Source organism: Streptomyces sp. CNT360 (genome assembly GCF_000424785.1).
This window is the reverse complement of record NZ_AUKO01000020.1, coordinates 182124-193590: the sequence shown is the minus strand read 5'-3', so window position 1 is coordinate 193590 and position 11467 is coordinate 182124. Positions and strand designations below refer to the sequence as shown.

Below are 11467 nucleotides of genomic sequence, written 5' to 3'. Positions count from 1 at the left end.
AAGAAGACCTCTGCCGACAATCTGGACGGGTGGATCCGTGAGGCCCGCGCGATCATGAAGAAGAACGGCATCCCCGGCTCCTACGAGGGCATCAAGCGCAATGTCATCCGCGAGTCGGCCGGTGACCCCGACGCGGTCAACGGCTGGGACGTCAACGCCCAGAAGGGCACCCCCTCGCGCGGACTGCTCCAGGTGATCCAGCCCACCTTCGACCAATACCACGTCAAGGGCACCGCCGATAAGCTCACCGACCCCGTCGCCAACATCGTCGCCGCCTGCAACTACGCCGCCGACCGCTACGGCTCCATGGACCAGGTCGACTCCGCCTACTGACCCCCGGGACAGGGCCACCACCACAACAGCAGCAGCACGCATGAGACACCCGAGCGGGTGGGAGGCACACACCTCCCACCCGCTCCCGTCGGTTCTCGCCCCGGGGGGGCGCCCGGAGTGGGCGCCTACGGGGCGCGGGGGTCACGGCAGCTGCCGGTCCAGCGCTCCTCTGCCCTCCGCCGCGATGCGCTCGCGGGCCCACTGGAGGTTGGCCTCGGTCAGGTCCCGGCCGGAGGCGAGGACGACATCCTCCGGGGTGGGCTCGCTCTCCGGTGCCGCGTGCAGGACGTCGTCCGGAGTGGTGCCGGACGCCGTGGGCTCGTAGCGGCGGCGGAACTTGGCGACCTGGCCCTCGGAGTCCACCACGCGGGCGGTGCCGGTGTAGAACGGATGACTCTCCGAGGAGATCTCCACGTCGACGACCGGGTAGGTGTGCCCGTCGTCCCACTCGATCGTGGTGTCGCTCGTAGCCGTCGAACGCGTCAGGAACGCGTATCCGGCGGCCTGGTCACGGAAGACCACCTGGTGGTAGTCGGGGTGAGCATCGGACTTCACAAGTCGCTCCTTCCCCCTCGTGTTCCCTCGTGCAGGGCGCCCTCCCCAGGCTACGACCGCATCCGAACCGTGGCATCCCGCCTGCCCCGCAGGGACGGGGCGGGCACCGGGCGCATCCGGACGATGTCGGGGTGCACACGAGGCGCTCCCGCGTGATGCTGGAAGGTGCCGTCGTCGTCACCTTGGGAGCGAGGTACGGATGCGCACCAACGACCTGACCCACGACGTGCTCGCGGACCTGCGGAGACCGCGGCCCTACCCGGCGGTCACCCTGGTGCTGCCGACCCACCGCACCAAGCCGGACAGCCTCCAGGACCCGGTCCGGCTGCGCAACCTCGTCGCCGAGGCGGGGCGGCGGCTGGCCGGCGATCCGCAGGTATCGGCGCAGGCGCGTGCCGATGTCGTCGGGCAGCTCGAAGCGGCCGAGCAGGAGATCGACCTGGTCCACGCGCTGGACTCCCTGGTCCTCTTCGCCGCGCAGGGCGAGCATCAGTTCTGGCACCTGCCCCGGCGCTCCGACACCGAGCGCATCGTCGTCGACCGCACCTATCTGACCCGCAACCTCGTCGCGGCCCAGGCCCAGCACCGCCCGTACTGGGTGCTGACCTTCGCCGAGGACCGGGCGCGGCTGTGGAGCGGGGCGGGGGAGGAGCTCGTCGAGGAGCGGCGCCACGGCTTCCCGGTGGAGAGCGAGACGGTCGTCTCCGAGCGCGAGCGTGCCTCCCGTACCGGCGACTTCACCAGCGGCTACCGCGACGAGGCGGCGCTGCAGCACCTGCGGGACGTGGACGCCGGCCTGTCCAAGGTGCTGGAGAACGAGCCCCGGCCCCTCCTGGTGGCCGGGCTCCAGCACGGGCTCAGCGCGCTGGCCGACGTGGGCACCCACGCGACCCGCAGCGCGCTGGCCACGGTGCCCAAGGGCGGTCTGGCCAACGCGCGGGCCCCGGTCGTCTTCGAGGCGATCGCCCCGGCGCGGGCCGAACTGCTGCGGGCCCGCGGCGAGGAGGCGCTCGGCCGGCTCGGCAACGCCCTCGGGCGCAAGGAGCTCGCCGCCGGCATCGACGAGGTGTGGCGCGCCGCCCGGGAGGGGCGGCTGGCGCTGCTGGTCGTCGAGGAGACCTACCGGCGCAAGGTCAGGCTCGCCGGCGACCACCTGGCCCCCGCCCCCGACGACGCCGTCAGCGACCGCACCGGCCAGGTGCACGACGACATCGTGGACGAGACGGTGGAGGCGGCGCTGGACACCGAGGCCGAGGTGGTGTTCGTCCCCGAGGACGCGTTGGCCGAGCACGGGCGGATCGCCGGTGCCGTGCGGCACACCTGGACCGGCTGAGGTGCGGGCCCAGGAGGCGGCCGGGCGGCCCTCGACGGCGATCTTCCAGGGTCGGCCGCTGTGATGGTACGCGCATCCGAGCACTCCGCAGACGAGGGATACGGACACGACACGGGGTCACGGCGTGGCCTGCTGCGGTACGTGGCGGCGGCCTTCGTCTTCGCCGTCGGCATGGCGGGCACCACGCTGCCCACCCCGCTCTACGGCCTCTACCGGCAGGAACTCGGCTTCGGCGAGCTGATGGTGACGGTCGTCTTCGCCGTCTACGCGGTCGGGGTGATCGTCGCCCTGCTCGTCGCCGGTGACTGGTCGGACAAACTGGGCCGGCGGCCGCTGCTGTTCGTGGCGCTGGGTCTCTCCGCGGCCAGCGCCGTCTGCTTCCTGCTCGAAGGCGGGCTGCCGCTGCTGTTCGCGGGGCGGCTGCTGTCCGGGTTCGCCGCCGGGCTGTTCAGCGGCGCGGCCACGGCCGCCGTCCTGGAACTGGCGCCCGGCGGCAGTCGCGGCTTCGCGGCGACCGCGGCCAACATGGGCGGCCTCGGCTGCGGGCCGCTGCTCGCCGGGGTCCTCGCCCAGTACGCCCCCCACCCCCTGACCCTGCCCTTCGTCGCCCACCTGGTACTGGTGGCCGTCGCTGTCGCCCTGACCCTGGCGCTGCCCGAGACCGTGCACCGCCCCTCGCGCTCCCGGTCCGAGCTGCGCCCGCGCGGTATGGAGGTGCCGCGCCAGGTGCGGCCGGTGTTCGTGCCGGCGGCGCTCGCCTGCTTCACGGGCTTCGCCGTCTTCGGCCTGTTCACCGCGGTCTCCCCGGGCTTCATGGCCGAGACGTTGCGCCTGGAGAACCTGGCGGTCTCCGGTGCCGTGGTCTTCTCCGTCTTCTCCGCCTCGCTGCTCGGCCAGGCCGCGGCCGGGCGGATCGAGGTGCTGCGCGCGTTGCCGCTCGGCTGCCTGGGGCTGGTGCTCGGCATGGTCCAGGTGGGTGCCTCGCTGCTGACCGAGTCACTGGTGCTGCTGGTGACCGGCGCGGTGACCGGAGGCATCGGGCAGGGGCTGGCGTTCCGATCGGCCTTGGCGGCGGTCAGCGCCCGCGCCCCTGAGGAGCACCGGGGCGGCACCCTCTCGGCGCTGTTCGTCGTCGCCTACCTCGGCATCTCCCTGCCGGTCGTCGGGGTCGGTGCCCTGAGCACGGGACTGGGGCTGCGCAACGCGGGCCTGCTCTTCTCCGCCTGCGTCGTCGTCCTCGCCTCCGGAGTCGGCGCCCACCTGTGGCGCACCCGGTACAAGGAGCAGTCCGCGCACTCCGGCGACTGAGCCGGGGGACGGTTACTGGGCGGAGTAGCCGCCGTCCACCAGGTGGTAGCTGCCCTGGACGAAGGAAGCGCGGTCCGAGAGGAGGAAGGCGGTCACCTCCGCCACCTCCTCGGCGGTCCCCAGGCGGCCCTGCGGGTGGAGGGAGACGAGGCGCTCGCGCATCGGGTTGTCCGTCTCGCGCAGCAGCGGGGTGTCGATGAAGCCCGGGCCGACGGCGTTGATCCGTACCCCCTTGTCGGCGTACTCCAGCGCGGCGGTCCTGGTGAGGCCGACGACGCCGTGCTTGGCCGCCACATAGGCGGGGCTGCCCGCGAAGCCGTTCGTCCCCAGGATGGAGGACATGTTGACGATCGCGCCACGGCCGGCGGCCGCCATGACGGGCAGTTGGTGGCGCAGCCCGTGGAAGACGCCGCTGAGGTTGGTGGCGATGACCCGGTTCCATGCGGTGACCTCGTACTCCCCGGTGGGCATCGCCGGGCCGCCCACCCCGGCGTTGTTGACGGCCAGATCGAGGGAGCCGAAGGTCTCGGTGGTGAACCGCACCGCGTCGCGCACCGAGTCCGGGTCGGTGACGTCCACGGCGACCGCCTCGGCGCGTACGCCCGCGGTCTCCAGCTCACCGGCCGCCACCTGGGCGCCGTCCTCGTCGTGGTCGGCGACCACGACCCGGGCGCCCGCCTGCCCCAGCTTCCGGGCGACGGCCAGCCCGATCCCCGAGGCCGCGCCGGTGACCAGCGCCGCCCTGCCCTCGAACTCGCCGCTCATCGGCCGACCTCCCGCTCGCTCTCAGCTGCGCACCACTCTCCGTCGCTGAGCCCGGCCGCGCACCGCCGCCGGCCTCATTCGGGTGAGCACCGCGGGAGGGGAGGGTTGCGCCGGACGGCGGGTTCGGGTGGCGGCGGGGCACGGGTACGCATGACTACGCAGGACAGGGCGGCGACGGAAGCCGCCGCCGTGCCCCGACCCGACGCCCCGCGTACTTCAAGGACGCCACATGACACCTCTGCAGATGGTCGCCCGCCCACTCCTGGGAACCTTCTTCGTCAGCGCCGGAGCCGAGACGCTGGGCGACCCCGAGCCGCGGGCCGAGATGGCGGCGCCGTTCCTCGCCAAGCTCCGCGAGAAGCTGCCCGGGCTTCCGGACGACGATGTGCTGCTCGTCCGCGTGAACGCGGCCGTCCAGCTGGCGGCCGGTGCCCTGCTGACGCTGGGCCGCACCCCGCGGGCCGCCTCGCTCGCCCTGGCCGCCTCCCTGGTGCCCACGACTCTTGCGGGTCACGCCTTCTGGGAGCACGAGGACCCGGGGCACCGCGCCACCCACCGCACCCAGCTCGCGAAGAACGGCGCCGTACTGGGCGGCCTGCTGGCCGTCGTCAGCGACGCGGGTCACCAGGCGCGCATCCGCACCCTGCGGGCCCGCACCAAGCAGCGCGGGACCACCGCCCCGTGCCCGCACCGCGCACGGCAGCGGCCCGGCGTCAGCAGGGCACCGGCCGCCGCGCAGGCGCAGGCCGCTCGCGCCGCCGCGAAGGCGAAGACAGCGAGCACGGCCGCGAAGGCGAAGGCCGCGAGCGCGGCTGGCCGCCACTGACCGGGAGTGCCCGGGCCAGGCGGCCTCAGCCCCCCGCCCACGCCCTGTCCACGAGGCCGGGCGCTGCGCGGGTGACCTCGATGACGTAGCGGTGCAGCGTGGCGGCGCACCCCGGAACGGTTGCCGCGTCAGCGTCCGGCAAGGACAGCAGTCACCGTTGGTTGCCCTGGGGGAGCTCGGGGCGGTGGTCGTCGATCGTCACGTCCGCCGCGATCCGGAAGCCTCCGGGGGTGACGCCGACGGTGGCCGAGGCGCACAGCTCGCGGCCGTCGGGGGAGGCGAGAGTGAACCCGACGACGGCGCAGGGGCGGTCGTGGGCGCTCCAGACATTGCTGAGATCCCGTCGCCGGGGGCCTGGTTGTGGGACAGGAAGAGGGCGTGGCCCGCCCCCCGGAACCGGTCCGCGGCGGCAGCCAGAGCGGTGAGCAGGTCAGCGGCGTTCCCCGTGGGAGGGCGAGGCCCCGTCCCGCCCGTCACCGCCGCAAGGGGTCGGCTGCCGCCAGGACGCGCTCCGCGGCGTGGACGGAGTCGACCAGCGGGTGCAGGGCCAGGGCGCGCAGGGCGGCGCGGGGCGAGTCCTCGGACGCGGCCTCGATGGCGGCCCTCTCCACCGCCTTGAGCTGGAGCATGAGACCGAGCTGGTCGGGGGCGAGGGGGCCGGTGGCCAGCGGGCGGGCGCCGCCGGCGTCGACCAGGCACGGCACCTCCACCACGGCGTCGTCGTCCAGCCCGGGCACGGCCCCGCGGTTGCGGACGTTGAGGATGAGGGTGGTGCGGTCGTTGCGGGAGACCGCCCGCATCAGGGCGAGGGCGACCCGGTCGTAGCCGCCGCCGTCGAGGTCGCAGCTCTCCCGCTCCCAGCCCCCGGAGGCCTGCCTGCTCTCCGCCATGTAGGTCTCCTCGCGCTCGCGGCGGGTGGCCTCCCAGGCGGCGAAGGCGCTGCCCTGCCCGTCGGCGGAGAGCCGTGCGTAGAAGCCCTCCTGCTGCCGGGCGAGGAACTCCCCGCGGGTGGCGTCGGCCTCGCGGATGGCGCTGAGGGCCTCGCGGTGGTGGTAGTAGTAGTGCAGGTATTCGTTGGGCAGCGCCCCGAGCGCGCGCAGCCACTCCGCGCCGAACAGCTTGCCCTCCTCGAAGGACTCCAGCGCGGCGGTGTCCGCCAGCAGTGCGGGCAGCCGGTCGGTGCCGTCGACGACGAGGCGGCGCAGCCAGCCCAGATGGTTGAGCCCCACGTAGTCGTAGTCGGCGCGGTCGGGGTCGGCCCCCACGGCGCGGGCGGCGCGGCGGCACAGGCCGACGGGCGAGTCGCAGATGCCGATGACCCGGTCGCCGAGCACCCGCTGCATGGCCTCGGTGACCATCCCGGCCGGGTTGGTGAAGTTGATGACCCAGGCCTCGGGTGCGACGGCGGCGACGCGTTCGGCGATGTGGAGGGCGACCGGCACGGTGCGCAGCCCGTAGAGCACGCCGCCCGCGCCGACGGTCTCCTGCCCCAGCAGCCCCTCGGCGAGCGGGATCCGCTCGTCCTGGACGCGTCCGGCCAGACCGCCCACGCGGATGGCGCTGAAGACGAAGTCCGTGCCGCGCAGCGCCTCGTCGAGGTCGGTGGTGGTGCGCACGGCCGGAGCCGGCCCGCCGTGCGCGGCCGCCTGCTCGCTCAGTACGGCCTCGACGGCGGCCAGCCGGGCGGGGTCGGTGTCGTGGAGGACGAGTTCGGTGCAGCGCCCCGCAGCGGTCACATCCGCTGCGTCGTCCAGCAGGGCCCGGTGCACCAGCGGCACCCGGAATCCGCCGCCGCCGAGCACGGTGAGCCTGGTACCGCGGGTACCGGTTCCGGTGCCGGGCGCCGTTGCTGCTCCGTCCGTCGTGTCGCTCATACCTGTACTACCTCCACATCGGCCTCGCGGAACGCGGCGAGGGTGGCCGGGTCGGACGCCTGGCCGGTGATCAGCATGTCGATGTCGGCGGCCTGGCAGACGCGGGCGCTGCCGGTGCCGGGGAACTTGCGCGGGGTGGCCAGCAGCACCGCCTGGCGGGCGGAGCCCAGCAGGGCCCGCTTGACGGGTACCTCGACCTGGGTGGTGTCCAGAACGCGGCCGTCGGGCAGGACGCCGCTCGTGCCGAGGAAGACCCGGTCGGCGTAGATCTCCTGCAACGCGGCCTGAGTCAGATTGCCGACCAATGACCGGTAGTTGCGGCGCACCTCGCCGCCCAGCAGCACCAGCGAGACCGCGTCGTCGAAGCGCAGCTCCTCGTAGACGGCGAGGCTGGAGGTGATCAGGGTGACCTTCCGGCCGTGCAGCAGGCGCGCGAGCCGCAGGGTGGTGGTGCCGATGTCGAGCAGCACCGTCTCGCCGTCCTCGATCAGGTGCGCGGCGGCCGCGGCGACGGCGTCCTTGGCGGGGAGATCGCCCACCTCCTCCTCGCCGAAGGGGCGTTCGGCCGGCTCGCGGGCGAGGGCGCCACCGTAGACCCGCCGCAGCTTGCCCGCGCCGGACAGGTCGGACACGTCGCGCCGTGCGGTGGCCTCGCTGACCTGAAGCCTGCGGGCGATCTCGACGACGGGCAGCACCCCCTCCTCGCGGAGGATGCGCAGCAGCTTCTCGTGCCGACTCTCGCGCAACATGGCGGGCAGCCTAGCGTGACTGAGCGTCTGTGCGCGACTGTGAGCGAGGTATTGCAATCCGGCCGGAAGGCGGTGCAAGGTATCGCTCAAACCCGTGACGGAGAAGGTAATTTCCGGCCACGGCTCGGTTCCGCCACGGCCCGAGCCGGCCACGACGGAGAGGGGCGAGCGGCCTTGAGCACCACCGGGAGCGCCCGGCCGGCACCGACCGGGAGCGCGTTGGACCCGCTGGCCGCCCAGCGTGCGGACGGCGGTCCCGAGACGGACGTGTTCCTCACCGGCACCGTCTTCCTCGACATCGTCTTCACCGGCCTCGACCACGCCCCCGTACGCGGCACCGAGACCTGGGCCGGCGGCATGGGCTCCAGCCCGGGAGGGGTGGCCAACATGGCGACGGCCCTGCGCCGGCTGGGCCTGCGTACCGCGCTGGCCGCGGCGTTCGGCGACGACATGTACGGCGACTACTGCTGGGACGCTCTCAGCGCGAGCGAGGGCATCGACCTGGCCCCCTCGCACCGGGCCAAGGGCTGGCACTCACCGGTCACCGTCTCCATGGCGTACGACGGCGAGCGCACCATGGTCAGCCACGGGCACGAGGCCCCCAAGCCGTGCGTGAGCGTCGCGGCCCGGCCGCCGTCCCGCGCGTGCGTGACCTCCCTGACGCCGGGGCGGGTGGGGGACTGGGTGCGGCAGGCACACGCCGAGGGCAGCCTCATCTTCGCCGACACCGGCTGGGACGAGACCGGCGCCTGGGACCCGGACACCCTGGCCGACCTGGCGCTGTGCCACGCGTTTCTGCCCAACGCCACCGAGGCCATGCACTACACCCGTACCGACAGCCCCGAACAGGCGGTGGAGACGCTGGCCGAGCTGGTACCCGTCGCCGTCGTGACGAAGGGCTCGGGCGGCGCGGTCGCCGTGGACGGCCACAGCGGCGAGCGTGCGGACGTGCCGGCGCTCGCCGTCGACGCGCTGGACCCGACGGGCGCCGGGGACGTGTTCATGGCGGGCTTCACCACCGGCACGCTCGCCGGCTGGCCGCTCGCCGACCGGCTGGCCTTCGCCAACCTGACCGCCGCGCTGTCGGTGCAGCACTTCGGCGGCTCCCTCTCGGCGCCGGGCTGGAGCGAGGTGGCCGCCTGGTGGCAGTACGCGCGGCGGATCGGCGGCCAGAGCCCCGAGGTGATGCGGCGCTACGGCTTCCTGGACGATCTGCTGCCCGGTGGCCGCGGCGACTGGCCGCTGCTGCGCGCCACCCCCACCATCGGTTTCCGCTCGTGAGCGGGCGAGGCCCACGAGGGCGAGCAACGACGTGCGGGGAGGAACGATGAACGAGGGACCAGGGCGACGCGGGCGCAACGGGCGGGTGCGGGAACGCACGCGGGGCCGGGGCGGCCGGTACCGCCGTCCGCTCGCCGTACTCGGCGCGCTGTGCGCCCTGTTGCCGGCGGCCGCCTGCGTACCCGGCACGGACGGCTCCGGCGCCGCCGGAGCGGGCGGCGGTGCGGTGACGGCCGTACCCGACCCCGCGAAGGCGGGCAAGGTCACCCTCACGGTGTGGGACCAGCAGGTGCGCGGCGGCCAGAACGCGGCGATCGAGCGGCTCAACAAGGAGTTCGAGAACAAGTACCCGAACGTCACCGTCAAGCGGGTCGCCCGCAGCTTCAACGACCTGCAGAAGACCCTCAAGCTGGCGCTCAGCGGCGACAATCCGCCCGACGTCGTGCAGGCCAACCAGGGCTACTCCGACATGGTGGCCTTCGCCCACGCCGGGATGCTCACCCCGCTGGACAGCTACGCGGGCCTCTACGGCTGGAACACCCGCTTTCCGCAGACGCTGCTGAACCTCAACCGGGTCTCCGCGGACGGCAGGCAGTTCGGCACCGGCCAGTTGTACGGCATCTCCCAGGAGGGCGAGTACATCGGCGTCTACTACGACAAGAAGGTGCTGAAGAAGGCCGGTGTCGCCGTACCGAAGACCTGGGGGGAGTTCACCCGCGCGCTGCCGAAGCTGAAGAAGGCCGGGCAGCTCCCCGTCCAGTTCGGCAACCTCGACAAGTATCCGGCCATCCACACCTTCGGACTGCTCCAGGCCCAGGCGGCGGGCGACGCCGGGCCCGTGCGCGAGACCGTCTTCGGCCGCGGCGACGGCTTCGAGGACGACGCCACCCGGAAGGCGGCCGGCACCCTGGCCGACTGGGCGGAGCAGGGCTACCTGCCCAAGGGCGCCAACGGCAAGGGCTACGACGACGCGGCCAAGCAGTTCGCCGACGGCAAGGGCGCCTTCCTGATCACCGGCACCTGGCAACTGGCCGACCTGCGCAAGACCATGGGCGAGCGCCTCGGCTTCATGCCGCCGCCCCCGTCCGCCGCGGGCAAGCCGCCCCGCACCACCGGGGGAGAGGGCCTGCCCTGGTCGGTCACCTCCAAGTCCGACCACCCCGGGGTCGCCGCCGCCTACCTGGACTTCCTCACCAGCTCCCACGCCTCGAACGTGCTCGCCGAGGAAGGGGTGCTGTCCGTGGTGCCGGGGAAGGCCGCGCGGAAGGTGAGGAAGGACAGCGCCGCCGGACAGATGACCGCCGGCTGGCAGCGCCTCAACGACGCCGACGGGCTGGTGCCCTACCTCGACTACACCACCCCCACCTTCTACGACACGCTCTCCGCCGACCTCCAGGGCCTGCTCAGCGGCAGCCTCGCCCCCGAAGAACTCGCCTCGCGCATGCAGAAGGAGTACGACGAGTTCCGCAGTCGGCAGCGTGCCGAGGGCGGGGAGGAGTGATGAGCCCCGGCACCACGGGCGGGCCCACCGCGGCGCGCCGGTTCGCCGCCCGGTACCGCCGCCGCGCCCCCGGCGAGCCCCGGGCCGTCGGATACCTGTACATCCTGCCGGCCCTCGCCGTCTTCGGGGTCTTCCTGCTGTGGCCGCTGGGCCAGACCGGGTGGCTGTCGCTGCTGCACTGGGACGGGCTGACCCGCGCCGGCTGGGCCGGCCTGGACAACTACCGCGACCTGCTCACCGATCCCGAGCTGCGGGCGCCCTTCGTCCACGCCGCCGTCCTGCTCCTCTTCTACGCCGCCCTGCCGGTGGCCCTCGGCCTGCTGCTGACAGCGGCGCTGACCCGCTTCCGCATCCGCGGCATGACGTTCTTCCGCACCGTGCTGTTCCTGCCGCAGGTGCTGGCCATGGTCGTCGTCGGCGTCGCCTGGCGCTCCATCCTGGCGCCGGACGGGCTGCTCAACGACACACTGCGCGCCGTGGGGCTGGGCTCGCTGACCCGCTCGTGGCTGGGCGACTACACCTGGGCGCTGCCCGCGGTCGGCGCGGTCGGCACGTGGGTGGAGACCGGACTGTGCCTGGTGCTGTTCCTGGCCGGCGTCCAGCGCATCCCGCGCGAGCTGTACGAGGCCGCCCGCATCGACGGCGCCGGACCGGTACGGGAGTTCTTCGCCGTCACCCTCCCGGGGCTGCGGGCCGAGGTCGCCGTGGCCCTCACGCTGACCCTGGTCGCCGGGCTGCGCAACTTCGACCTCATCTACATCACCACCAGCGGCGGCCCCGGCGACGCCACCTCGGTGCCCGCCTTCGAGGTCTACCGGCGGGCCTTCGAGACCGGCGAGGTCGGCGCGGCCTCGGCCATGGGCATCACCCTCACCGTGGTGATCTTCGCGCTGACCATGGTGGTCACCCGGCTCGTGGAGGGGCGGTCCCGATGAGTACGAG

Annotated in this window: 10 protein-coding genes and 1 pseudogene; 7 read left to right on the top strand and 4 right to left on the bottom strand. The window is 73.5% G+C overall.

Annotated features, from left to right (window positions below):
* Positions 1-333, top strand: a 333-nt coding sequence (locus H297_RS0118850) for a transglycosylase SLT domain-containing protein (RefSeq protein ID WP_027738335.1), incomplete at its 5' end; no start/stop codon positions are given.
* Positions 334-636: 303 nt separating this feature from the next.
* Here H297_RS0118850 and H297_RS44375 read toward each other — a convergent pair.
* Positions 637-888: pseudogene (locus tag H297_RS44375) on the bottom strand (type B 50S ribosomal protein L31); the annotation flags it as partial.
* Between the two features lie 199 nt (positions 889-1087).
* On the opposite strand from H297_RS44375, the gene H297_RS0118840 reads away from it, so the two are divergent.
* Entirely contained in the window at positions 1088-2221 is a 1134-nt protein-coding gene (locus H297_RS0118840) for a baeRF3 domain-containing protein (RefSeq protein WP_027738333.1), read from the top strand.
* Between the two features lie 63 nt (positions 2222-2284).
* Complete coding sequence (locus H297_RS37130; RefSeq protein WP_051351971.1) at positions 2285-3529, top strand: MFS transporter; 1245 nt, start codon at positions 2285-2287, stop codon at positions 3527-3529.
* Between the two features lie 12 nt (positions 3530-3541).
* Here H297_RS37130 and H297_RS0118830 read toward each other — a convergent pair whose 3' ends face one another.
* Complete coding sequence (locus tag H297_RS0118830) at positions 3542-4294, bottom strand: SDR family oxidoreductase (RefSeq protein WP_027738332.1); 753 nt, start codon at positions 4292-4294, stop codon at positions 3542-3544.
* Positions 4295-4523: 229 nt separating this feature from the next.
* Here H297_RS0118830 and H297_RS37125 point away from each other — a divergent pair, with 229 nt between their 5' ends.
* Positions 4524-5120 (top strand): DoxX family membrane protein, encoded by a 597-nt coding sequence (locus H297_RS37125; protein ID WP_078514282.1) that lies wholly within the window; start codon positions 4524-4526, stop codon positions 5118-5120.
* Between the two features lie 473 nt (positions 5121-5593).
* On the opposite strand, the gene H297_RS0118820 is transcribed toward H297_RS37125, so the two are convergent.
* Both H297_RS0118820 and H297_RS0118815 read right to left on the bottom strand, forming a co-directional pair.
* Positions 5594-6994, bottom strand: a complete 1401-nt coding sequence (locus tag H297_RS0118820) for a 6-phospho-beta-glucosidase (RefSeq protein WP_051351970.1) — start codon at positions 6992-6994, stop codon at positions 5594-5596.
* A complete protein-coding gene (locus H297_RS0118815; protein ID WP_027738330.1) occupies positions 6991-7743 on the bottom strand; it encodes a DeoR/GlpR family DNA-binding transcription regulator in 753 nt (250 codons plus the stop codon). The genes H297_RS0118820 and H297_RS0118815 overlap by 4 nt, the downstream gene beginning before the upstream one ends.
* Positions 7744-7917: 174 nt before the next feature.
* On the opposite strand from H297_RS0118815, the gene H297_RS0118810 reads away from it, so the two are divergent.
* The 3 genes from H297_RS0118810 to H297_RS37120 are packed head-to-tail and all read left to right on the top strand — an operon-like array spanning position 7918 to position 11460.
* On the top strand, positions 7918-9024 hold the full coding sequence (locus tag H297_RS0118810; RefSeq protein ID WP_051351969.1) for a PfkB family carbohydrate kinase: 1107 nt from the start codon (positions 7918-7920) through the stop codon (positions 9022-9024).
* Between the two features lie 46 nt (positions 9025-9070).
* Complete coding sequence (locus H297_RS0118805) at positions 9071-10525, top strand: extracellular solute-binding protein (RefSeq protein WP_078514280.1); 1455 nt, start codon at positions 9071-9073, stop codon at positions 10523-10525.
* A complete protein-coding gene (locus tag H297_RS37120; protein WP_051351968.1) occupies positions 10525-11460 on the top strand; it encodes a carbohydrate ABC transporter permease in 936 nt (311 codons plus the stop codon). The genes H297_RS0118805 and H297_RS37120 overlap by 1 nt, the downstream gene beginning before the upstream one ends.
* Positions 11461-11467: the final 7 nt, after the last annotated feature.

Coding starts and splice junctions, on each gene's coding strand:
- H297_RS0118840 (WP_027738333.1), top strand. CDS start 1,088: ATGCGCACCAACGACCTGACCCACGACGTGCTCGCGGACCTGCGGAGA.
- H297_RS37130 (WP_051351971.1), top strand. CDS start 2,285: ATGGTACGCGCATCCGAGCACTCCGCAGACGAGGGATACGGACACGAC.
- H297_RS0118830 (WP_027738332.1), bottom strand. CDS start 4,294: ATGAGCGGCGAGTTCGAGGGCAGGGCGGCGCTGGTCACCGGCGCGGCC.
- H297_RS37125 (WP_078514282.1), top strand. CDS start 4,524: ATGACACCTCTGCAGATGGTCGCCCGCCCACTCCTGGGAACCTTCTTC.
- H297_RS0118820 (WP_051351970.1), bottom strand. CDS start 6,994: ATGAGCGACACGACGGACGGAGCAGCAACGGCGCCCGGCACCGGAACC.
- H297_RS0118815 (WP_027738330.1), bottom strand. CDS start 7,743: ATGTTGCGCGAGAGTCGGCACGAGAAGCTGCTGCGCATCCTCCGCGAG.
- H297_RS0118805 (WP_078514280.1), top strand. CDS start 9,071: ATGAACGAGGGACCAGGGCGACGCGGGCGCAACGGGCGGGTGCGGGAA.
- H297_RS37120 (WP_051351968.1), top strand. CDS start 10,525: ATGAGCCCCGGCACCACGGGCGGGCCCACCGCGGCGCGCCGGTTCGCC.